The organism is Bradyrhizobium sp. Ec3.3, assembly GCF_000472925.1.
Classification (GTDB): Bacteria; Pseudomonadota; Alphaproteobacteria; order Rhizobiales; family Xanthobacteraceae; genus Bradyrhizobium.
In genome coordinates, this window is the sequence record NZ_KI421481.1 from 5,383 (window position 1) to 26,680 (window position 21,298).

General features: G+C 59.9%; 21 protein-coding genes and 3 pseudogenes. 17 read left to right on the forward strand and 7 right to left on the reverse strand.

The window, feature by feature from the left end; translation table 11 throughout:
* Nucleotides 1-749 precede the first annotated feature (749 nt).
* The 3 genes and pseudogenes from YUU_RS0149495 to YUU_RS54860 form a co-directional block, all read left to right on the forward strand.
* On the forward strand, nt 750-1,058 hold the full coding sequence (locus YUU_RS0149495) for a transposase (RefSeq protein WP_198032003.1): 309 nt from the start codon (nt 750-752) through the stop codon (nt 1,056-1,058).
* Entirely contained in the window at nt 1,055-1,408 is a 354-nt protein-coding gene (gene tnpB / locus YUU_RS0149500; RefSeq protein WP_027528750.1) for an IS66 family insertion sequence element accessory protein TnpB, read from the forward strand. The genes YUU_RS0149495 and tnpB overlap by 4 nt, the downstream gene beginning before the upstream one ends.
* 73 nt (nt 1,409-1,481) lie before the next feature.
* Nucleotides 1,482-2,909: pseudogene (locus YUU_RS54860) on the forward strand (IS66 family transposase); the annotation flags it as partial.
* Nucleotides 2,910-2,934: 25 nt separating this feature from the next.
* On the opposite strand, the gene YUU_RS0149510 reads toward YUU_RS54860, so the two are convergent.
* Complete coding sequence (locus YUU_RS0149510; RefSeq protein ID WP_027528751.1) at nt 2,935-5,010, reverse strand: recombinase family protein; 2,076 nt, start codon at nt 5,008-5,010, stop codon at nt 2,935-2,937.
* Nucleotides 5,003-5,158 (reverse strand): hypothetical protein, encoded by a 156-nt coding sequence (locus YUU_RS60025; RefSeq protein WP_156945014.1) that lies wholly within the window; start codon nt 5,156-5,158, stop codon nt 5,003-5,005. Before YUU_RS60025 ends, YUU_RS0149510 begins: the two co-directional genes overlap by 8 nt.
* 327 nt (nt 5,159-5,485) lie before the next feature.
* On the opposite strand from YUU_RS60025, the pseudogene YUU_RS0149520 reads away from it, so the two are divergent.
* Nucleotides 5,486-5,680 (forward strand): annotated as a pseudogene (locus YUU_RS0149520) (transposase domain-containing protein); the annotation flags it as partial.
* 105 nt (nt 5,681-5,785) lie between these two features.
* Here YUU_RS0149520 and YUU_RS58235 read toward each other — a convergent pair.
* Nucleotides 5,786-5,938 (reverse strand): annotated as a pseudogene (locus YUU_RS58235) (transposase); the annotation flags it as partial.
* A 350-nt stretch (nt 5,939-6,288) separates the two neighbouring features.
* On the opposite strand from YUU_RS58235, the gene YUU_RS0149530 reads away from it, so the two are divergent.
* The 13 genes from YUU_RS0149530 to YUU_RS0149595 all read left to right on the forward strand — a co-directional run bounded on the left by YUU_RS0149530 (nt 6,289) and on the right by YUU_RS0149595 (nt 18,076).
* Nucleotides 6,289-6,942 (forward strand): hypothetical protein, encoded by a 654-nt coding sequence (locus YUU_RS0149530; RefSeq protein WP_027528755.1) that lies wholly within the window; start codon nt 6,289-6,291, stop codon nt 6,940-6,942.
* A gap of 103 nt (nt 6,943-7,045) precedes the next feature.
* Nucleotides 7,046-8,350, forward strand: a complete 1,305-nt coding sequence (locus YUU_RS54865) for an MFS transporter (protein WP_245288356.1) — start codon at nt 7,046-7,048, stop codon at nt 8,348-8,350.
* Between the two features lie 202 nt (nt 8,351-8,552).
* Nucleotides 8,553-9,521: a P-type conjugative transfer ATPase TrbB gene (trbB, locus tag YUU_RS0149545; RefSeq protein ID WP_027528756.1), complete on the forward strand. Its 969-nt coding sequence runs from the start codon at nt 8,553-8,555 to the stop codon at nt 9,519-9,521.
* Nucleotides 9,518-9,844 (forward strand): TrbC/VirB2 family protein, encoded by a 327-nt coding sequence (locus YUU_RS0149550; RefSeq protein WP_027528757.1) that lies wholly within the window; start codon nt 9,518-9,520, stop codon nt 9,842-9,844. Before trbB ends, YUU_RS0149550 begins: the two co-directional genes overlap by 4 nt.
* Nucleotides 9,844-10,104, forward strand: a complete 261-nt coding sequence (locus YUU_RS0149555) for a VirB3 family type IV secretion system protein (protein ID WP_027528758.1) — start codon at nt 9,844-9,846, stop codon at nt 10,102-10,104. Before YUU_RS0149550 ends, YUU_RS0149555 begins: the two co-directional genes overlap by 1 nt.
* 8 nt (nt 10,105-10,112) lie before the next feature.
* Nucleotides 10,113-12,551, forward strand: a complete 2,439-nt coding sequence (gene trbE, locus YUU_RS0149560; RefSeq protein ID WP_027528759.1) for a conjugal transfer protein TrbE — start codon at nt 10,113-10,115, stop codon at nt 12,549-12,551.
* Nucleotides 12,551-13,285: a P-type conjugative transfer protein TrbJ gene (gene trbJ / locus YUU_RS0149565; protein WP_027528760.1), complete on the forward strand. Its 735-nt coding sequence runs from the start codon at nt 12,551-12,553 to the stop codon at nt 13,283-13,285. The genes trbE and trbJ overlap by 1 nt, the downstream gene beginning before the upstream one ends.
* A 29-nt stretch (nt 13,286-13,314) precedes the next feature.
* Entirely contained in the window at nt 13,315-13,662 is a 348-nt protein-coding gene (gene trbK-alt, locus YUU_RS0149570) for a putative entry exclusion protein TrbK-alt (RefSeq protein WP_245288360.1), read from the forward strand.
* Nucleotides 13,663-13,665: 3 nt separating this feature from the next.
* Nucleotides 13,666-14,904: a P-type conjugative transfer protein TrbL gene (gene trbL / locus YUU_RS0149575; protein ID WP_027528762.1), complete on the forward strand. Its 1,239-nt coding sequence runs from the start codon at nt 13,666-13,668 to the stop codon at nt 14,902-14,904.
* A gap of 80 nt (nt 14,905-14,984) precedes the next feature.
* Nucleotides 14,985-15,668: a conjugal transfer protein TrbF gene (gene trbF, locus YUU_RS0149580; protein ID WP_027528763.1), complete on the forward strand. Its 684-nt coding sequence runs from the start codon at nt 14,985-14,987 to the stop codon at nt 15,666-15,668.
* A complete protein-coding gene (gene trbG, locus YUU_RS0149585) occupies nt 15,668-16,642 on the forward strand; it encodes a P-type conjugative transfer protein TrbG (RefSeq protein ID WP_027528764.1) in 975 nt (324 codons plus the stop codon). Before trbF ends, trbG begins: the two co-directional genes overlap by 1 nt.
* Nucleotides 16,639-17,835 (forward strand): TrbI/VirB10 family protein, encoded by a 1,197-nt coding sequence (locus YUU_RS0149590; RefSeq protein ID WP_027528765.1) that lies wholly within the window; start codon nt 16,639-16,641, stop codon nt 17,833-17,835. Before trbG ends, YUU_RS0149590 begins: the two co-directional genes overlap by 4 nt.
* A gap of 1 nt (nt 17,836) precedes the next feature.
* Nucleotides 17,837-18,076, forward strand: a complete 240-nt coding sequence (locus YUU_RS0149595) for a DUF2274 domain-containing protein (protein ID WP_027528766.1) — start codon at nt 17,837-17,839, stop codon at nt 18,074-18,076.
* Here YUU_RS0149595 and YUU_RS0149600 read toward each other — a convergent pair.
* From YUU_RS0149600 to YUU_RS0149615, 4 genes are all read right to left on the reverse strand, one after another.
* On the reverse strand, nt 18,052-19,065 hold the full coding sequence (locus YUU_RS0149600) for a LysR family transcriptional regulator (RefSeq protein WP_245288357.1): 1,014 nt from the start codon (nt 19,063-19,065) through the stop codon (nt 18,052-18,054). The genes YUU_RS0149595 and YUU_RS0149600 overlap by 25 nt on opposite strands.
* A gap of 353 nt (nt 19,066-19,418) precedes the next feature.
* A complete protein-coding gene (locus YUU_RS0149605; RefSeq protein WP_027528768.1) occupies nt 19,419-20,051 on the reverse strand; it encodes an acyl-homoserine-lactone synthase in 633 nt (210 codons plus the stop codon).
* A gap of 79 nt (nt 20,052-20,130) precedes the next feature.
* Nucleotides 20,131-20,862, reverse strand: coding sequence for a LuxR family transcriptional regulator (locus YUU_RS0149610; protein ID WP_245288358.1), 732 nt, complete (start codon nt 20,860-20,862; stop codon nt 20,131-20,133).
* 166 nt (nt 20,863-21,028) lie between these two features.
* Nucleotides 21,029-21,298: IS3 family transposase (locus YUU_RS0149615; protein WP_027528770.1), on the reverse strand; the 270-nt coding region annotated here is incomplete at its 5' end.

Here is a 21,298-nt window from a genome sequence, read left to right on the forward strand (position 1 = left end):
TCGAAAGCGTCGTCACTCCGCCATCGGCTATATCAGCCCGATCGAGATGGAGCTAAAAGCAGCTTAACCCTGTCCATTTTTTCGGGGGAAGATCACCCTTGGCGGGATAAAACGGAAGTCGCGTACGAGGTAAGGTGCGGGCCAACTTCATTCACCATAAATGTGCAAGGATCAGCGCGGGGCCGCCAATGCCAGCGGCAAAACGTCTAGGTAAGTTCGGTAGCGTGGAATAAGGCTGAGCGCTTTGATGGCTATCGGTCCCCTGCGCCAATCCGCCATGTGCGCACGTCGCAAACTCCCGGCTGGCGGAAAGATCTGCGATGGCCTGCAAGTTCCAAGTACCCCGCTGCTGTGCGCAGGTTCGCGTCTTACAGTTATTCTCTACGTATGACGTCAAAGCGCAAGGTATCACTGAAGAAAAAAGCCACCAGTGATTTCGGGAAATAGGTGTGTCCCTGGTATGTCCCCGGGAAGCGGACAGGCCTCCGGTCCGGTTTGTAGCGAAACCCCGCGAGCATTGCGATGCATTGGCAAACCTTCGGTCGTCACCACGCGTAGACCGTAAGCGGCGTGTCTCCCACACCTTGTTCGGCGTGAGCTGATCGGCAACATGCGAGCCGTCATATACAGTAGGGTTCGCATATATGGTTGACCATATAGTTGACGCTTCGGAACCACGGCGCCGGGTGGATATCCAAGTCGGAGCGGGGCGTCGGCGGCGGTGGAGTGACGCGGCCAAGGGGCGGATCGTGGCAGAGTCATATGCGCCCGGCGCTGTTGCGTCCGAGGTGGCTCGCCGGCACGACCTCTCGCCGCAACACTTGTTCGCGTGGCGCAAGGCGGCGCGTGCCGGTCTGCTGAGCTTGCCGGCGGAGGATGCGCCACTCTTCGTTCCGGTGGTGTCGGAGCTTCGCCCCGCCGGGATGTGCGTGGAAGCGGCAATACCGAACGCGACAACGATCAGCATCGAGATTGGTGATGCAGTGGTTCGCGCAGCCGCTGGGATCGATCCGGCCTGGCTGCGCGATGTGCTGCGGGCCGTGAGGACGACGGCATGATCGCGGCTTCGGTGGGCGTGAAGATCATGATTGCGACGCGGCCGGTCGACTTCCGTAAAGGTGCCGATGGTCTCGCCGCGCTGGTGCGCGAGCAACTCCACCATGATCCATTCGCGGGAACGATTTTTGTCTTCCGTTCAAAGCGAGCGGACCGTTTGAAGATTTTTGCCTGGGACGGGTCCGGGCTTGTTCTGCTGTGGAAGCGGCTGGAGCATAGCGCGTTCCGCTGGCCGCCGATCAGCGATGGCGTGATGCGTTTGTCCGCCTCACAGCTCGCCGCGCTGATGGACGGCCTGGATTGGTCGCGCCTGCATGCCCGCGANATTGCTCAGCCGAGCGCAACCTCGTGAACCCTGTTGACCAATTGAATCATGTCGGCTGCAGTCTACCACAAGGGCCCGCGAATCAGCTTGAGTGCCGGGCGTGAGCGAGACTACGGATCAACTTCCGACCGATATCGAGGCGCTGCAGGCGCTGGTTGCGGCGGTATGCGCGGAGCGCGACGCGGCGATCGCAAAGTGCGACGCTGCGATCGCCGAACGCGACCATGCGCTGTCGCAAATGGACCGCCTTCAGCATCTCTTGCGCCAGCTGCAACGCGCGCAGTTCGGCCGCCGCTCGGAGAAGCTCGATCCTGAGCAATTGCAGCTGGCGATTGAGGACATCGAGCAGGCCATTGCCAGCAACGAGGCGGCTCAGGACAGGAAGGACACGGCAGGCGCACGCCAGCGTGCTGAACGGCGTCGCGCCAGCCGTGGTGCGCTTCCGGCCCATCTGCCGCATATCGACGTCACGATTGCCCCGGANGTGACCTGCTGCCCGTGCTGCCGCGCACCTCTGCATGTGATCGGTGAGGAGACCTCACGGCGGCTCGACGTCGTCCCGGCGCAGTTCCGCGTGATCGTCACCCANCGTCCCAAATANGCCTGNCGGGCCTGCACGGATGGNGTGGTNCAGGCGCCGGCNCCAGAGCGGCTGATCAAGGGCGGCTTGCCGACCGAGGCGATGGTCGCCCATGTGCTGGTCGCCAAATATGCCTGGCACCTGCCGCTCTATCGGCAGGCTCAGATGCTGCTGGCGCAGGGTATCGACATCAAGCGCTCGGTTCTGGCGTTCTGGGTCGGCTATGCAGGCGCAGAGCTTCGTCCGCTCTGGCTCAGGCTGCGCGAGACCATTCTGACCGCGAGTAAGATCGCGGTCGACGAGACCACAGCGCCGGTGCTCGATCCCGGCCGCGGTCGCACCAAGAAGGGCTTCTTCTGGGCGATCGCGCGCGACGATCGGCCGTGGGGCGGGGCCGATCCGCCCGCAGTGGCCTACACTTACGCGCCTGGTCGCGGCGCCGTCCACGCGCTCAAGCTGCTCGACGGTTATCGTGGCATCGTGCAATGCGACGGCTATACCGTCTACAAGACCATCGCCGACACCGCGCCTGACGCGGCGATCACGCTCGCCTTCTGCTGGGCTCATCTGCGGCGGCGCTTCTTCGACGTTGTCCAGGACGGTCCTGCCCCGATCGCGAGCGAAGCGCTCGAGCGTATCGCCGCTCTCTATGCCATCGAGAAGTCGATCAAGGGCCGCCGCGCCGATGAGCGCCGTGCCGTCCGCCAGGAGCGGAGCAAGCCGCAGGTAGTGGCGCTCAAGGCCTGGTTCGACCAGCAACTCACCCGCGTCTCGGGCAAAGCGACAATCGCCGAGCACATCCGTTACGCGCTGAACCACTGGGTTGGCCTGACGCGGTTCCTCGACGACGGCCGCATTGAGCTCGACACAAATATTGTCGAGCGAAGCATCCGTCCTCTTGTCCTTAATCGCAAGAATGCNCTGTTCGCGGGGCATGACGTTGGCGCTTCATACTGCTCATCTGGTGATGCCCTTATAAAGGAAGGAGATTTTGCTGCGGATCTCGAGATATCGGGCGACGTGATCGTCTGGCATCGGCTTCGCGGCACACAGCGTCTCGCTGCAGGTCGGCGAGCCGGATAATCCAGGGCGCCCCGCCGCACAGCTGCCGGGCCGGAAGGGTCCCACTGCTGACCATCCGATAGGCCGTCGTGCGGCTCACCTTCAGAATGTCGGCGGCTTCATCCAACGTCACTTCGGCGCGCTCGGCTCGTTCACCTTCGCGGTAGACAGGAATGCCGTTGGTGTTCCGGAGACTGCAAACGTGGGATCGTGTCCAACTCGCACCATGTGCAGTTAGCTTGCCGGACCGATTGAGGATCGCAGCGATTGCCGTGTCCGATAATTGCCTCGCCAATACGCGAACGAGATCGAGGACATCGGCTTCGACCGTCCAGCGGGTCTGTCCGATCTTGTTCTTTTTGACCGTCAACTGGGTGTGGTCGCCGCCCTGCCAGTGAATGACGAGCGCCAATGTATCGCCCACGACATCGACGATGATCTCTTTGACAAGCAGCCTGATGATCTTCTTGCGTGTCTCGACGGATGCGCCGGGACTATTCCACGCCTTGGTCAAATCCTTGCCGAGCGTCATCAGCCTCGCGTGATCCGTGGCGGAAAGCGCTGGGGTGTGCTGCCTCTGTTTGAGGGTCTCGAGCTGGACCTCCAGGTCGCGCAGTTGAACCAACTTCTCGTTCCAACGGCGCTCCAACTCACTGGCGACCAGCCGGTTATCGGGATCGACGGCATCGTACTGCCGCCGTGCCCGGGCGGCTTCGTATTGAGCCTGCTGGATTGCATTCTCGATGTGCTTACGCTTGTCGCAATGATGCACGCTCTGGGCCTCCATTGCGGCTAGCGCCGCTTCAATCCCAAGAGGCTGTAGTCGATCGAGCACCTCTTGGGCGACAGCGCGATCGACCCGCATGCCGCCAAAGCCGATACAGTTGTCGGCCGCTTTGGTGCCGAACGCGCCGCGGCAGGCATATCGCTGTGTATTCCCGCCCTTTCCAGTGTACTGGATATGCAGGCGTCGGCCACAGCGCGCGCAACGGAACAACCCTGGCAGCAAGGCCTCGCCGCGCCTTATGGAGCCGCGACCCATATAGCTCTTCCCATTGGCGTTGTCGGCGATCAGGTGCTGATTCCTCTCGAACTCAGTCCAGGCAATGTAGCCTTCATGATGGTCGTGGATCAAAACCTCCCAATCCTTCCAATTGCGCCGAAGCGTGTCGCGCATGATCCGCTTGCGGCCACCCTTGATCGTCACGCGTGTCCCTCGCCGGCCATAGGCGTAAGAACCGGCGTACACCGGATTCGTCAGCATGTGGTGCAGTGTGTGATAGACAGGTGGCTTCCATTCGACCGGGCGTGTACCGCGACCTTGCACAATCGCTGGAACGAGAACGTTCTCCTGCCTGAACCAAAGCAGCACCTGCCGGACTGACTGGAGCTCGCCGAATTTGCGGAAGACGAGCAAGATGCCGTCCTGGACGCGTCGATCAGGATCCTTCTCGATACGGTCGTCATCCGTCTTCACGTAGCCGACGGCGACGGTCAAATGGAGTTCGCCCCGTCGCGCCTTTTGGCGCATTGCCTCGACGGACCGTTGCCGGAAGATCGACAACTCCATCTCACTCATGGTGCCCTTCATACCAAGCAACAGCCGGTCATTGGGTGAGCGCGGATCATAGATTGCTTCCTCATCGACAATCAGTGTGCCGACCAGGCCGCAGAACTCCAGCAAAGTGTGCCAGTCTCTGCCGTTCCGGGCAAGGCGTGATGCCTCGAGCGATACCACGGCGCCAACCCGTTCTTCGCAAATCGCGGCCAGTAGCTTCTCGAAGCCCGGTCGGACCGTTCCACCACCGGATCGGCCGAGATCATCGTCGACGAGTTGAACGTCTTCCCAACCAAGCTGCCGCGCACGCTCGACCAAGCCATACTGGCGTCGTTGGCTCTCGAGATTGTTGACGACCTGATACGCTGTGGATTGGCGGATATACACGAAAGCGGCGCGAGCCAGGTGCGCGGGCGTGATCTTATTCATTGCCTGCTCCCTTTTTGCCGTTGGTTGCAGGCTCGTTGGCAGGCTTCGTCGCCGCTTCCATCAGCAATGCTCGCAGAAGGGCCAACGCCTTCTGGCGTTCGGTGCCAATCATGTCGCTGGGCTGGGTTAGGGGAAGGAACAGATCCATTTGCGTACGACACTGCCTTCTCATCGCCGAATCCTCCGGGGCTTTCTTCCTCCGGACGACAGTGTACGAGATGATCAACCAGATTACGCAGTTGAAGGAGTTGGCTGACGGGAAGGCGGGGAATCGTTACAATCTCTGTCGAACATGCCGACGGATCGAACATCCAGCCTGGCACCTGGAAGGAGCCGCCATGCGGTTGCCGAATCAGGAAATAATGAACACCGTCGTGCTCATGGTCGCCGGTCACCAGGACCATCCGGCCAGCCAGCGGGTGGAACGGATAGGTGATCACGGCTTCGAATGTCAGAAACCCGGCACTATGGCCCCGGCCCGGATGAGGGCGCGGAGAACTGGGCCTGCATCGCTTCGCTGATCGAGACCTGCAAGCTCTGCGGCGTCGAGCCGCAGGCCTATCTGACCGACGTCCTCACCAGACTTGTCAATCTCTGGCCGGCCTCGCGTCTGGACGAACTCATGCCCTGGGCGTGGATCGCCGAGCGAGCTAACGGCCTCGCCGCTTGATGAACTCGCTTCCTGGATCGCGACCGCTCCAGCAGGCCTCGTCGCCACCGGCTCTGTGCCGTCCGGCAGCTTCAACAACCCGTCGCGCACCGCCTTACGCCAGGCCGACAAATGCTGCGGCGACAGATCGTGGCGCCGCGCGACGTCCGAGACGATCGCGCCCGGCACAAAGGATTCCGAGACAATCCGTCTCTTGACCTCGTCGCTCCAGCGCCGCCGGACTCGTAGCTGCGATGCGTCGACAACACGCTCGATCATCTATGCAAACCGTCCTCTTCAAGACGGAACTCATTTTGCCGATCTGCTCAACAGCAACAAGGTGCGGGAGACACGCCGCTTACCGTAGACCAGAGTTTGGTGAAGAACGTTAGCTTGGACATGGCGGCGGAGCGAACAGCCGGGCAGCAACTCCTATCCCATGAGACCGCCGTTCCTTTCTTTGGCTACGCCAGACTACGCTTTCAATTCTCCGGCGATTGAAACAAGCGACCGTCCTGCCCTTTGTGTCGTCGCATCATCGGTGGGGCAATCACTGTCATTTCGAACCGATTTCGCCGCGCTCAGCCATGGGCGCGTTGGTCATTTTCTGTATCCGGGAGGAGCCGGGCATGAGCTTCGAAACAGCGATCGACGAAGCGAACGAGCCAAATTTGACCCAAGCCCATGCTGCCGAGAGGACAAGGCAGCAAAGCCCTGCCATGATGAGAAAGGTCAGCGTCCAGCTTTCCGAACAGATTTTCCGCCGTCTCGAAGTTGCAACGGACAGGCCCGGCGTTGGCAAGAGCTTGGTCGTGGAGGCTGCCCTTGAACGCTTCCTTGATCCAGCGCCGCCGGTCGAAGGTCTCATTCATGAGGCGCTCGATCGGATCACGAGCCAACTTGAGCGTTTGGACGGCGAGGTCCGCATGATCGCCGATACGGTTGCGCTGCACGCCCGCTATCATCTCACCGTCACACCTCAGATGCCGCAATCACAGCAGCGTGAAGCGTGTGCACTCGGCCAAGAGCGATTCAAGACACTGGCCGAACAGGTTGACCGGCGTGTGCGCTCGAACCGGCCCTTACTGCGAGAGACGATCGATCAAATCAACGCCTCGAATGCTCACAGCTATGCGGCTGACGATGTTTCGCAAATTTCTGCGGAGTCTGCCCAGGAGCAACCCGCCGCCATCATTCTAGACGCAACTGCCGACATGAGCGCTGCCGCCGAGGAGGGCGGCAGCAACCGTAACTTTCAAAATCTGCCAAACGCGTTTTGCTAAACCGGCCGGTAACCACAAGATCCGCACGCAACAAGCAGCGAACGGCCCATCCAGTCTCAATGCTTCGCAGTCCGACGGTAGGCGACGAGTTTCGACTTGGCGCGTGATCGGCTGTGTTTTCCTTCCTTTCGTGGCCGGCTATTACCTTTCCTATCTGTTCCGGACCATCAACACGCTAATCTCGGGACAGCTATCAGCTGATCTGGGTCTCGATGCTGCCAATCTTGGCCTGCTGACGTCGGTTTATTTCCTGGTGTTCGCGGGCGTCCAGATTCCGATCGGGACGCTGCTAGATCGTTTTGGTCCACGTCGGGTCCAGAGCGTGCTCCTAATGATTGCTGGCAGCGGGGCGGCTCTATTTGGAGCGTCGTCAGGATTTCTGGAACTTTTGGTCGCGCGAGCGATGATCGGCATCGGTGTCTCGGCTGCAGCCATGGCTGGGCTGAAGGCCATCGTCATCTGGTTTCCAAGGGAACGTATTGCCCTGGTCAATGGCTACATGATGATGCTCGGCGCGCTAGGTGCAGTGACTGCAACAACGCCAGCCCAGTGGCTGTTGGAATACACGGGCTGGCGTGGGCTGTTTGAGCTCTTGGCCCTTGCCACATTCGCTTCTGCTCTCCTCATCTTTTGGACGGTTCCTGAGGCCGCCCGGCCACAGGTAACCCAGCCGACCCCAATAAAACTAAGTGCGATCTACAAAGATCGGCGCTTCTGGCGGATAGCGCCGCTTTCGGCAAGCTGTATTGGGTCAGCCTGGTCGTTGCAGGCCTTGTGGGCAGCACCTTGGATGACGAACGTCGAAGGGCTCACCCGCGAATCCTCGATCACACATCTCTTCATCATGGCACTAGGGATCAGCGGCGGCGCGTTGCTACTTGGTACGTTGGCTGATCGGCTACGCCGACGTGGGATTGGGTCGGAAGCTCTGTTCGCAGCTGTGACAGTGCTATTTGTAGGGGCTGAGCTTGCGTTGATCCTGCGGGCGCCCATGCCATCGCTCTTGCCATGGCTCGTCATCTCGATTGTCGGTGCAGCGACGGTCCTCAGCTATGCGATTGTAGCGGAATATTTCCCAAGAGAGCTCACCGGCAGAGCAAATGCCGGCTTGAACGTTCTTCACTTCGGCTGGTGTTTCATCGTCCAATACGGGACCGGACTCATCCTTGACCAATGGTCCGTTCAGGAAGGCCACTATCCGATCATTGCTTACCAGGTTGCGTTCGCTTCCGCCGCTGGGGTGCAGGTACTGGCGCTAGGTTGGTTCATGATCCCATGGCTTGGTATTTTGGGCAGACGGCTCGCTAAATTCTTTCTCCGCGATCCCGAAACTTATGGTGGCGCCGTTGAAATATTCGTGCCGTCAGAAGAAGCCGGCACAACGGAGCGCGAAGACGACGAGTGGTGATGTGGGGCGTCCCGGCTTATCGACTCGCCTCGCACAATGGTGCGAGCATCAACGATCGCTCGGTCCAGACATTCTGGTTCGATCTTTCTTTTCCTACGCCAACCTACGATCACCGTGCGCTGCTCGTTGCGCCAATGACGGACCTGCTTTTCTAATCATACCCATCCGAGGCCGTTGGGGTGCCTCAGCTCTTGGGACATCGATGACAATCCAGCCGTTTCAGCCGGAGGTGATCTCGCGCGGAGCGCGCATGCTGCGCACTGCGCTTGGTCCCGCGATCGGGCGTTTTTTGGAAGATCCCTCGATTGTCGAGGTGATGCTCAACCCAGACGGTCGGCTGTGGATCGATCGGCTGTCGAGTGGCCTGACCGAGACCGGCGAAGGTCTGTCCGCTTCCGACGGGGAACGGATCATTCGGCTGGTCGCTCACCACGTCGGCGCCGAGGTTCATGCGGGGTCGCCACGCGTCTCGGCCGAGCTGCCGGAGACTGGGGAGCGATTTGAAGGTCTGCTGCCGCCGGTCGTTGCCGCTCCGGCATTCGCGATCCGCAAGCCGGCAGTGGCTGTATTCTCTTTGGACGATTATGTCGCCGTCGGGACCATGACCCCTGAGCAGGCCGGCGCTCTTCGAGCTGCCGTCGCGGTTCGCCACAACATCCTGGTCGCGGGCGGTACCTCGACCGGGAAAACCACTCTGACAAATGCGCTTCTCGCGGAGGTCGCCAAGACGACGGACCGCGTGGTTCTCATTGAAGATACAAGAGAACTTCAATGCAAGGCGCCGAATCTCGTTGCCTTGCGCACCCGGGACGGCGTCGTTTCGCTATCCGATCTAGTCCGCGCCTCGCTGCGCCTTCGGCCCGATCGTATTCCGATCGGCGAGGTGCGTGGGGCCGAAGCTCTCGATCTCCTCAAGGCCTGGGGGACAGGCCACCCGGGCGGCATCGGGACCATTCATGCCGGCACTGCGCTTGGTGCGTTGCGCCGGCTCGAGCAGCTCATCCAGGAGGCTGTGGTCACGGTTCCGCGCGCACTCATTGCGGAAACGATCAACGTCATCGCTGTGCTTGTTGGCCGCGGCGCCGATCGCCGCCTCGCCGAGCTTGCTCGCGTCTCGGGGCTCGGACCCTCCGGTGACTACAGCCTTTCAGCAATAGGAGATCAACCATGAGCTCTCGATCGCCTCGCAACAAGCGCCTCATTGCCATCTCGGCATCAGCCCTCTCGTTCACCAGTGCGCTTCCCGCCTGGGCCGCCGGCTCGAACATGCCGTGGGAGCAGCCGCTCAACCAGATCCTGCAATCGGTTGAGGGGCCTGTCGCCAAGATCCTTGCAGTCATCATCATCATCGTGACCGGGCTGTCACTGGCATTTGGCGATACCTCGGGCGGATTTCGGCGGTTGGTGCAGATCGTGTTTGGTCTATCGATAGCCTTTGCCGCCTCGAGCTTCTTTCTCTCGTTCTTTTCCTTTGGCGGCGGAGTGGTGATCTGATGGATGAGGTTCCAGGTTTTGTCGCGCCGGTCCATCGCGCCTTGACGGAACCGATCCTGATGGGAGGCGCCCCGCGCTCGGTTGCGATCCTCAACGGCACCTTGGCGGCGGCACTTGGATTGGGCTTGCGGCTGTGGATCGCTGGCCTCCTGCTCTGGTTCATCGGCCATATGGCTGCCGTCTGGGCCGCCAAGCGCGATCCCGAATTCGTCGAAGTCGTGCGCCGCCACGTCCGCGTCCCCGGTCACCTCAACACGTGAATTGTCCCATGATGAATCTTAGCGAATATCAACGCTCAAACGCGCGTCTTGCCGACTTTCTGCCCTGGGCGGCGCTCGTCGATGAGGGGGTAGTCCTCAATAAGGATGGCTCGTTTCAGCGTACGGCGAGGTTTCGGGGGCCTGATCTCGAGAGCGCCGTGTCGGCAGAACTTGTCGCGGTTGCCGGCCGGTTGAACAATGCGCTGCGCCGTCTCGGATCCGGCTGGGCGGTGTTCGTCGAGGCGCAGCGCCATGCCGCAGGCGCCTATCCTCCGAACACCTTTCCCGACGTGGCGTCCGCCCTGGTCGACGCCGAGCGAAAGGCCCAGTTCGAAGAGGAGGGAGCTCACTACGAGTCGAGCTATTATCTGACCTTCCTCTATCTGCCGCCAGACGAGAGCGCGGCGGTTGCAGAACGGCTGCTCTATGAGGGTAGTCATCGGACGGCTGGTGCAGATTCTAAAGAAGTGCTGAGCGGCTTTCTGGATCGCACCAATCGCGTCCTCCAGCTCGTCGAAGGATTCATGCCGGAATGCGGTTGGCTCGACGACGAGGCCACGCTGACCTACCTGCATTCCACCATTTCGACCAAACGGCATCGGGTCCGAGTGCCAGAGATTCCCATGTATCTTGATGCCTTGCTCGCCGATCAAGCGCTAACCGGTGGGCTCGAGCCGATGCTGGGCCACGCCCACATTCGTGTTCTAACTGTGGTGGGATTTCCAACTGCGACGACGCCGGGGATTCTCGATGATCTCAACCGGTTGGCCTTCCCGTATCGCTGGTCGACCAGGGCCATCATGCTCGATAAGGCTGATGCGGCAAAGCTTCTCACAAAAATCCGGCGTCAGTGGTTTGCCAAGCGCAAGTCGATCGCGGCGATCCTCAAAGAGGTGATGACCAACGAAGCGTCGGCTCTTCTCGACACTGACGCGAACAATAAAGCGATCGATGCCGATGCAGCTCTCCAGGAGTTGGGCTCAGATCAAATCGGAGAGGCCTTTGTCACCGCGACCGTCATCGTGTGGGATACCAATCCGCGCGCAGCCGACGAAAAGCTGCGACTGGTCGAAAAGGTGATCCAGGGGCGCGACTTCACCTGCATGATCGAGACGGTCAATGCGGTCGAGGCCTGGCTCGGCAGTCTTCCCGGACATGTCTATGCCAACGTCCGCCAGCCCCCAATTTCGACCCTTAACTTGGCTCATATGATCCCTCTATCGGCCGTATGGGCCGGGGAGGTGAGGGACCATCACTTCAAGGCGCCACCTCTGTTCTTTGGCAAGACGGAAGGATCGACGCCGTTCCGGTTCTCCCTGCATGTCGGCGATGTCGGTCACACTCTTATTATAGGGCCGACCGGCGCCGGCAAGTCCGTCCTCCTGGCGCTGATGACCTTGCAGTTCCGCCGCTACCCCGAAGCGCAGATCTTTGCCTTCGACTTCGGCGCCTCGATCCGGGCCGCGGCCATCGCAATGGGCGGCGACTGGCATGATCTTGGCGGCGCGGTCTCCGGAGAATCGTCCGACTTTGTTGCGCTGCAGCCGCTGGCAAAGATCGACGAAATCTCCGAACGCGGCTGGGCGGCCGAATGGCTTGCCTCGATTCTAGCGCGCGAACGGGTCGAGGTCACGTCTGAGATCAGAGAGCACATATGGTCTGCGCTCACCTCGCTGGCCTCCGCGCCCGCCGGCGAGCGCACCCTTACAGGGCTAGCAGTGCTTCTTCAGTCCAATATGGTGAAGCGTGCGCTGCAGCCCTATTGTCTGGGCGGTCCATATGATCGCCTGCTCGATGCGGAAAGCGAGCACCTCGGCGGCTCCTCCGTCCAGGTGTTCGAGACTGATGGGCTGATCGGGACCGCCGCTGCCCCCGCCGTCCTTTCCTATCTGTTTCATCGGATTGAGGACCGCTTTGACGGCCGTCCGACCCTCCTCATCATCGATGAGGGCTGGCTCGCACTCGATGACGCCAACTTTGCAGGGCAGCTCCGGGAGTGGCTGAAGACGCTTCGCAAGAAGAACGCCTCAGTCGTTCTTGCTACCCAGTCGCTGGCGGACATTGACGGTTCGCCTATCGCGCCCGCGATCATCGAAAGCTGTTCGACCCGAATCTTGCTGCCGAACGACCGCGCCATCGAGCCGCAGATCATGGCAATTTACCGGCGCTTTGGGCTCAATGACCGGCAGATCGAGATCCTGGCTCGTGCAACACCGAAGCGCGACTACTACTTTCAGTCCCGTCGGGGCAATCGCCTATTCGAGTTAGGCTTAGGTGAGGTCGCACTCGCCTTCACAGGCAGCTCCTCGAAGGCCGACCAGGCCCTGATTGACCGTGTCCTAGCCGAGCATGGCCGGGAGAATTTTGTGACGGGTTGGCTCAAAGCCCGTGAGCTCGCCTGGGCCTGCGAACTGATTCCGCAACTTGCAAAGGCGGGGAGCCTCTGATGAGACGTCTAACTCAGCTCTTAGCAGCCGGCCTGATTGCTGCTGCCATCGTCCAAGTGCCACGAGAGGCCACGGCACAGTGGATCGTCTTCGATCCCAATAACTACGCACAGAACGTGCTGACTGCAGCCCGCGAATTGCAGCAGATCAATAACCAGATCACATCGCTACAAAACCAGGCGCTGATGCTGATCAACCAGGCAAAAAACCTGGCGAGCCTGCCGTATTCCTCATTGCAGCAGCTCGAGCAGTCGATCCAGCGTACCCAGCAGTTGCTCGGCCAGGCGCAACGGATCGCTTATGATGTCGGGCAGATTGACCGCGCCTTCTCATCCACCTACGCACCGGCTTCTTCGAGCCAGTCAGGCCAGGTGCTGATCGCAAATGCGCAAACACGCTGGCAGAACGCTGTTGCCGGCTTGCAGGACGCCATGCGCGTGCAGGCGACGGTGGTCGGCAATCTCGACACCAACCGCACCCAGATGTCGGCCCTCGTGAGTGCGAGCCAGGGCGCCACCGGTGCCCTGCAGGCGAGCCAAGCCGGCAACCAGCTACTCGCGCTTCAAAATCAGCAGCTTGTGGACCTCACGGCGGCAATTGCCGCACAGGGGCGTGCTCAGACTTTGGAGCAGGCGGCACGCGCGGCCGCCCAGGATCAGGGCAGGGAGCAGCTCAGGCGATTCCTGACCCAGGGACAAGGCTACCAATCCACAACAGTGCAGATGTTCCATTGATGTCGACGAACAGACTTGAACGAATCCCGATGATATTGGCGGTGGCGCTTGCTGTCCTGGTTGTTGTGGCTTGCGCGTTTCGACTGGGCGGCGATCAAGAGCAGGCTCTGTCCGAAGCGTCTATCGCGCAAGGGTCCTCTGATCCGACTGCCGCAAAGCTCGAGCAATGCCGGTCCGTCCAATACGAGCAGAAAGATGCTCTGCTTAAGTGCCGAAAACTCTGGGACGAGAAGCGCCATGAGTTCTTCGGCTTTGGCCACGGATCCTCTGGGGCTCGTATTAGCAAAACTAATCCAGACGCAACATCGCCTCTGCGCGGCAAGGATGAGAGCCGTCTGCCGTCCCGCTATCCCTCCATTCCCAGCAGTGAGGAGTGACCGATGGGACGCACCGGTGTCATCGACCAATTCCTGGAGACCTTCACCCGCTACATCGACTCCGGGTTCGGGCTGGTCGGGGGTGAAGTCGGATATGTTGCGACTACGCTCGCTGCAATCGACATTACCCTCGCCGGCCTGTTCTGGTCATGGGGCGCGGATGAGGAGATCATCGCCCGGCTCGTGAGAAAAACGTTGTTTGTCGGTGTGTTCGCATACCTCATCGGCAATTGGAACAGCTTGGCTCGCATCGTATTCGAGAGCTTCGCCGGTCTTGGATTGAAAGCATCGGGAAGCAGCCTTTCGTCGGCGGATTTTTTGAGGCCAGGAAAGATCGCTCAGGTTGGCCTTGATGCCGGGCGGCCGATCCTTGAATCGATCTCAGGGCTGATGGGCTACGTCAGCTTCTTCGAAAATTTTGTTCAGATCACCGTCCTGCTGTTCGCTTGGATCGTGGTGCTGCTCGCATTTTTCATCCTGGCGATCCAGCTGTTCGTCACCCTCATCGAGTTCAAGCTGACGACGCTCGCTGGTTTTGTGCTGATCCCATTCGGGCTGTTTGGAAAAACCGTGTTTGCTGCCGAGCGGGTGCTCGGCAACGTCATCTCTTCCGGGGTGAAGGTCCTGGTGCTCGCGGTCATCGTCGGCATCGGATCAACCCTGTTTGCACAGTTCACCGCCGGTTTCGGCGGCAACCAGCCAACAGTCGAGGACGCGATGACGCTGGTCCTCGCAGCATTGTCGCTGCTGGGACTTGGGATCTTCGGACCCGGCATCGCCAACGGCATCGTTTCTGGCGGACCGCAGCTTGGTGCTGGAGCGGCAGTGGGCACGGGTCTTGCGGCAGGAGGATTGGTTGCCGCCGGGGCCGGTCTTGCTGCAGGTGGAGTTGGACTGGCCAGCGGCGCTATCGGAACTGCGGCAAGTGCCACCTCGGCCATTGCGAGCGGAACCTCTAGCGCATTTCGGGCAGGTGGCCTGTCGGCTGTCGCCGAGGCGGGCGCCTCTGCCGCGGCAAGTCCTTTGCGTTTCCTCGCTGATCGTCTTGGCGGAGGCGCCGCGGCTCGTGATGTGAGTACGCCAGATGCACCAGCTGCGACATCTCAGGAGGTGCCTGCCTGGGCGCGCCGCGCAAAGCGCGCACAAGCGATTCACCAGGGCGCGACAGCCGCGACGAATGCGGTTCGTGCCGGCGACCACGGAGGCGGTGGCGCATCGGTCGATCTTAAGGAGCAAGAATAACGAAGCTACTGAAGGCGTCCTTCATCCTTTCCGGGCCGGCGACACTCAAGGCGGCACGTTAGTTTTAGGGAGATCACTGCATGTTTAAACGATCGGCCGTTCACTATGGCCGCACGCCCAGGCCGGTCACGCCCTATCAGAGGGCTGCCCAGGTCTGGGACAATCGTATTGGTTCGGCGCGCGTGCAGGCCAGGAATTGGCGCCTGATGGCGTTTGGATGTCTGTTCTTGTGCGCGGGATTTGCGGGTGCCCTCGTTTGGCAATCGGCGCAGGGAACGGTTACGCCTTGGGTCGTCGAAGTTGATCAACTGGGCGAGGCAAAAACCATCGCTCCGGCAAGTGCCGCCTACGAGGCAACCGATCCGCAGATCGCCTTCCATCTCGCGCGCTTTATCGAGCATGTGCGCAGCCTTCCCCTGGACGCCATCGTGCTGCGCCAGGATTGGTTGCGTGCGTATGACTTCGCCACCGACCGCGGTGCGGGCGCGCTGAATGACTATGCCCGCAACAACGATCCCTTCGCCAAGGTCGGGAAAACTCAAGTCGCCGTCGAGGTCTCGAGTGTCATTCGGGCCTCCGTGGACAGTTTCCGCTTAACCTGGACCGAACGGCATTACGAGAACGGACAGTTAGCGGCCACCGAGCGCTGGAGCGCGATCCTCACGATCGTCGTTGAACCGCCCCGCGACATCGATCGGCTGCGCAAGAACCCACTCGGCATTTACGTCAACGCGATCAATTGGTCGAAGGAGTTCGGATCGTGATGCCTCAGATTCTCGTGCCGAGCCTCCGGACATTCCGACAAAGCGCCGTCTCCGCACTGTTGATAAGTGCAAGTGTGCTCAGTGGCTGCACCACCTTCAAGCCGCCGCAGATTAGCTACGATGAGGAGATCCCGCCATCTCCCGATCTGCCGGCATTGAGCGATGACCGCCCAAAGCCGCTTCACGTGCCACCCCCCTGGACGCCGGCGCGAGGTGGCAAGAAGCTTGAGGCCAAGGAGCCGGTCGAGCGGATCGAGACGGCCAATGACGCTGCGCGGGTCGAACCTCGCAAGGGGGGGTATTTCAATGCGGAACAGGTGTTTCCCTATAGTCCGGGCGCGCTTTACCAGATCTATGCAGCACCGGGACAGATCACCGACATTGCGCTCGAGCCGGGTGAGCAGCTGATCGGCTCGGGACCTGTGGCCGCGGGCGACACCGTGCGCTGGGTGGTGGGTGATACCGAGAGTGGCAGCAGTGATGCGCGCCGCGTCCATATCATGGTCAAACCAACGCGCCCGGCGATCACGACCAATCTCGTCGTCAACACCGACCGCCGCACCTATCTGATCGAGCTCCGCTCCCGAGAAAAGCCCTACATGCCTTCGGTTGCTTGGTTCTATCCCAAACCTCGAGCCGATCCTGGTCAAACGGTGCCGCCCACGCCCTACATTCCCGATCCGGCCGAGCGCCGCTATCGCTACACGATCGGCGGAGACAGCCCGCCCTGGCGCCCGGTCAACGCCTATGACGACGGACGTAAGGTCTACATAGAATTCTCCACAGGGATCACCCAGGGCGAGATGCCACCATTGTTCGTCATCGGTCCAGGCGGCAAGAGTGAGATCGTCAACTACCGTGTCTACGGCAATGTCCTCATCGTCGATCGGCTGTTTGCGGCAGCCGAATTGCGGCTGGGCGGCGAAGGCCAGCAGAAAGTCCGTATCGTAAGAAGCGACGGGAGGCCGCTATGAGCGACACCGGAGTTTCCGGTCGCGAGCCGGCGAAGGCGGATGCACGAGAGGACATTGCCCAATCCTTGCGGCTGCGACCTGAACGGCCGCGCGTAACGCGCCTCTCCCGCAAGGCTCTCCTTGTCGGCACCGCTTTGGCGCTGGGGGCTATCTCCGGTGCGGCCTTTTGGGCTTTGCAGAGACCTGAAAAGCGCAACGCCACCTCTGAAGAGCTCTATTCGACCGACCACCACACCATTGCGGACGAACTTTCGACCCTGCCAAAGGATTATACCGGAATCCCCCGTGACGTGCAGCGGCTCGGACCACCCTTGCCCGGCGATCTGGGGCGGCCGATCCTGGCAGCCCAAGCCCAAACGCAATCCGGCTCGCTCGCAGTCGATGCTGAACAGCAGCGAGCCAACCAAGAAACCGAGGCGGCGCGGACCAGCAAGGTATTTGCCCCGACCAATGTCCGGTCACTGGCTGCAACACCCCCTTCCAACGAGACCTCGAGCAACCCGACGACGTCTTCCGATGAAGCATTCGCGCAGAATGGCCAGGATCGCAAGCTTGCGTTCGTCAACGCGGCCGTAGATCGGCGTACCACAAGCCCTGATCGTCTGGTCAAGCCAGTATCGCCCTTCGTGGTCCAGGCAGGAACAGTCATTCCGGCTGCTCTCATTAGCGGGATCCGGTCCGATCTGCCCGGCCAAATCACGGCACAGGTGACCGAGAATGTCTTTGATACGCCAACCGGGCGCGCGCGGCTGATCCCGCAGGGCGCGCGACTGATCGGGACCTACGATAGCCAAGTCGCGTTCGGGCAGTCGCGCGTACTTCTTGTCTGGACGCGTCTGATCATGCCCAACGGACGTTCGATCGTGCTCGAACGACAGCCAGGAGCGGATGTAGCCGGTTACGCCGGCCTCGAGGATGAGGTCGACAATCATTGGAAGGAGCTATTGGGAGCAGCCGCGCTATCGACGTTGCTGGCCGTGGGGACTGAGGCTAACTCCGGGACAGACGCCAATAGCTCCAACAGTGACATCATTCAGGCGCTGCGCCGCGGAACAGGGGATTCCCTCAATCAGGTCGGACAACAGGTGGTTCGGCGCAACCTGAACATTCAGCCGACCCTGACCATCCGGCCGGGATTTCCGGTGAGGGTCATTGTCAACCGTGATCTCGTGCTCGAACCATATAGAGGATGAAATGACCAAACTGAAGATTGGAGCCATTGCAGATGACAAGCCTGTTCGGATCGCCATCGACTTGCCTGCTGCCGTGCATCGCGATCTGATGTCGTATGCCGAAATCCTCTCCCGGGAAACCGGCCAGAAGATCAGCGACCCGAACAAACTGATAGCGCCGATGGTGGTGCGCTTCATGGCAACGGACCGGGCCTTTGCCAAAGCGCGAAAGCGGCTTCACGCCAAAGATGACGAAGGATAGCGCTCGGCCAGTAACTTGAGGAAATTGGCCAGAGCTGGATTTTCGTTGTTATCGCGCCACACGGCTGAAAAGCCAACGCGGGCTGGTCCGATGCCGTCGCGCACTTCCCGATAGACTAGGCCGGAAAAATTGGCGCCCACGTCCGATTCCAGTAGGAGGGTGATGCCGAGGCCCATGCTGGCGAGATTCTGGATTTCTGCGCGGCTGACATCCCGATGCTCGATTCGCGGTCGCTCCGCCAAGGTGATGAGCTTTGCAGTTAGCAACACTTCGACGTCGCGCCCCGAATCGTATTGGCTCATCAAAACGATTTGGTTACTCAAATCGGTCCATGAGATAACATCCTGCAGAGCCAGAGGATGATCGTGAGGAAGAGCAGCAAAGACCTTCTCGCTCCAGAGGGAGCTGCTCCTGCTGCTGATATCAAACGAACCTCCTGCTGCAACATAGAGGTCAACCATGCCATTGCGGAGCGCGGTTGCTAATCGGGTTCTAGATCGCTCGAGGATTCCAAGCTTTACCTGCGGAAATCGCGACTTGTAGTCGAGCAGCGTCGCACGTAGATTACCAGCTGTAAGAGATGTGGCGAATCCGATGACAAGCCGGCCGCATTCCCCACGGTCGGTAGGCTTCGCCCTCGCGACAACCGTATCCATCTGTTCAAGAATTGAGCGCGCTGTTCGAAGAAAATCAAGTCCAGCTGGTGTGGCCGTAACTCCGGCACGCGATCGCTCGAAGATGATTATTCCGATTGAATGTTCCAATAGCTGAATAGAGCGACTGAGCGTTGATTGCGTGATGGAAAGACCGTCGGCAGCTCGGCGAAAGCTCCCATATTCCGAGGCCGCAATTGCTAGCTGAAGTTGACTGAGGTCCAATTTGAGGCGTCGAATTCCTGCCGTTAGACCGGCAAAGCTTGCGTGTCGCACCATTGCAGCACCGTAGAAATCCGGAAAATTGAATCGGGTTAGTTGCGCAGACAATTTCATCTATTCGCAATTGTGAATGGCAATCGCCGACCGATGAGATCGTCATCAGGTGGACCAAAGGCCTCGTCGTCCGCCTTCCTCATGATGTTTGGTGTTCTGCGTAGGCAGTCAGTTGCATCGACGCAATTATATCTCTGCTTGCAACTGACGAGCTCGTCGTGGCGATCATATGCACCCATGATGCTCCGTCGTCCGGCGATGCCCATGCGTGGATCACGATGCCCCAGAGGGCAAAATGTTGAAACGCGTGCGAGCCGTGCGGACTTTGCTCTCGGTCAACGCGACTGATCCTGAGTGTGGGAGATAAGAAAATGACTTGGCGAGTTCAGATTGGGCGGGAGGACTGGGGGTACTCAAGCGGCCTCCATCAAGACTGGTGCCCAAAGAACTGGCCCCGACAGACCACCAGAATTGCGTACCTTCTGAAGAGCCTCCTCAGAAACTTCGAGATGTCCCGCCACAGCGAGGGTATTTTCGATGTTACAGGGAGCGGCGATACGGCGGAGGGGCCAGCCCGCGCGTTTCAGGATTCTCTCCATCCGAACGTCGGTCACCGTGACGATGTTGTTAAGTCGTCTCGACAGTCCGAATTCGATCATCCCTGCGAAAAGCTCGAAAGTCGACTTGGCGAGCCCATGTTCGCCCTTCGGAGCATGGGGAGGAGCATCGACTGCGAACCGGCTGCTCTCCCAGACCAATGGGTCTGCCGGAGCAGGAAGCCCCCCAAGAACCATGGGAAACGTATCGCGCACCATCGTCGGCCCCATGGTCGGCAAAAGGCGAACCGAACCTTCCACATGGCCATCGAGAGACGTTTGGACCAGGTAGGCCGGATGCAGCGCATCGAAATCATCGATTTCCATGTCGCCGCAGTTCTGAACGCTCCACTCCAACCGTTGCTTAAAAACGCGATAGCGCAACTTATACATGGATGCTAACGTGCAGGAAAACGCAGCGTACGATGACTCCGTGATTAGCTGAATCATGGCCCCCTCCCAAAGGAGACCAGACTCTGGAGGAGTTGCCCGCCAACATCATCCCGCATAACTATGTGGGATCAGAGTCTTAATCTTGCCTATCTCGTTTGGCAGCGGCCAATCGCATGACAGCCTGAACGGTAGTGCGAACTCCCAGCTTGTCTCTCGCGCTCCTTAGATAGTAAGCGACGGTATTGTGAGATATGCCGAGGATCCGTCCGATTTCCCAGGCGGTTTTGCCCTTCGCGGCCCAATCCAAACATTCGAGTTCGCGAGGAGACAGCAGGATTCCGTCGATCGTCAGTTGATGCAAGAGCTTGCGGCGCACCTGCGAATGGAAGCATCTCGCCATCAGCTGAAGGGCGGGACCATTCAGATCGATGCACTCTTCAAACCGCGGACGCCGTTGGTCAGCGGCAAAGGTCAGAGCAGCAACCGAGCCGTCTTCATCGTGAATTGGGACGGTGAAACCAAGCCGAATTCCGAATTCGCTAGCTTCCTCGAGAAACTTTCGTTGCGTCGGAGAAATTGGTCTCGAAGGTACGTCTAAACCCCACTGAAATGGTTCAGTATTCTGCAGCGAGCGCGTGATAATCGGATCCAGTCGTTCGTAGCGGCTGCGCACATAATGTGCGACCCAGTCGTTCGGGTACGTTGATATTACCAATGGCTTTTTGCCAGCCCGCCGCGGCATTGCAAGATATGCAAAGGAGGAGAGGTCAAGCTCGCTCGCGGTGATCGCCATCGCCTCTGCAAAGGCATTCGCATGTTCCGCGCGCGAGAGAAGATCGATGTATCTTTGAAAAATGCGATGCATCATTGTGCGCGCCGATACATGTGCGGGGAACCAAAATACTGCATAGCTCGCTAAGGGGATGGTTGGGCGAATGCGATTATCTTGGCGAGAGTGGGCGCGTTCCTGTGGAAGTCAAGCAGACCTTGGGGCAGGGACGGTCTTTGATCTTCCCCCGAAAAAATGGACAGGGTTAAGCTGCTTTTAGCTCCATCTCGATCGGGCTGATATAGCCGATGGCGGAGTGACGACGCTTTCGATTGTAGAAGCCCTCGATGTAAGCAAAGATATCACGTCTGGCTTCCTCACGTGTTTCATAATGCTGGTGATGGACGAGTTCTGTTTTGAGCGTGTGGAAGAAACTCTCCATCGGCGCGTTTTCATAGCAATCGGCCTTGCGGCTCATCGAGGCCCGAAAACCGGCGGACTGCATCATCTTGCGATACTCCGCCGAAGCATATTG

Bases quoted from the DNA above. Each gene is read 5' to 3' on its own strand.
- trbJ (WP_027528760.1), top strand. From the start codon at position 12,551: ATGAGACGTCTAACTCAGCTCTTAGCAGCCGGCCTGATTGCTGCTGCC.
- YUU_RS0149610 (WP_245288358.1), bottom strand. From the start codon at position 20,862: ATGATGCATCGCATTTTTCAAAGATACATCGATCTTCTCTCGCGCGCG.
- trbL (WP_027528762.1), top strand. From the start codon at position 13,666: ATGGGACGCACCGGTGTCATCGACCAATTCCTGGAGACCTTCACCCGC.
- YUU_RS60025 (WP_156945014.1), bottom strand. From the start codon at position 5,158: ATGGATCTGTTCCTTCCCCTAACCCAGCCCAGCGACATGATTGGCACC.
- YUU_RS0149530 (WP_027528755.1), top strand. From the start codon at position 6,289: ATGAGCTTCGAAACAGCGATCGACGAAGCGAACGAGCCAAATTTGACC.
- YUU_RS0149605 (WP_027528768.1), bottom strand. From the start codon at position 20,051: ATGATTCAGCTAATCACGGAGTCATCGTACGCTGCGTTTTCCTGCACG.
- trbE (WP_027528759.1), top strand. From the start codon at position 10,113: ATGATGAATCTTAGCGAATATCAACGCTCAAACGCGCGTCTTGCCGAC.
- YUU_RS0149595 (WP_027528766.1), top strand. From the start codon at position 17,837: ATGACCAAACTGAAGATTGGAGCCATTGCAGATGACAAGCCTGTTCGG.
- YUU_RS0149550 (WP_027528757.1), top strand. From the start codon at position 9,518: ATGAGCTCTCGATCGCCTCGCAACAAGCGCCTCATTGCCATCTCGGCA.
- YUU_RS0149555 (WP_027528758.1), top strand. From the start codon at position 9,844: ATGGATGAGGTTCCAGGTTTTGTCGCGCCGGTCCATCGCGCCTTGACG.
- trbB (WP_027528756.1), top strand. From the start codon at position 8,553: ATGACAATCCAGCCGTTTCAGCCGGAGGTGATCTCGCGCGGAGCGCGC.
- YUU_RS0149600 (WP_245288357.1), bottom strand. From the start codon at position 19,065: ATGAAATTGTCTGCGCAACTAACCCGATTCAATTTTCCGGATTTCTAC.
- YUU_RS0149590 (WP_027528765.1), top strand. From the start codon at position 16,639: ATGAGCGACACCGGAGTTTCCGGTCGCGAGCCGGCGAAGGCGGATGCA.
- trbK-alt (WP_245288360.1), top strand. From the start codon at position 13,315: ATGATATTGGCGGTGGCGCTTGCTGTCCTGGTTGTTGTGGCTTGCGCG.
- YUU_RS0149510 (WP_027528751.1), bottom strand. From the start codon at position 5,010: ATGAATAAGATCACGCCCGCGCACCTGGCTCGCGCCGCTTTCGTGTAT.
- trbG (WP_027528764.1), top strand. From the start codon at position 15,668: ATGCCTCAGATTCTCGTGCCGAGCCTCCGGACATTCCGACAAAGCGCC.
- trbF (WP_027528763.1), top strand. From the start codon at position 14,985: ATGTTTAAACGATCGGCCGTTCACTATGGCCGCACGCCCAGGCCGGTC.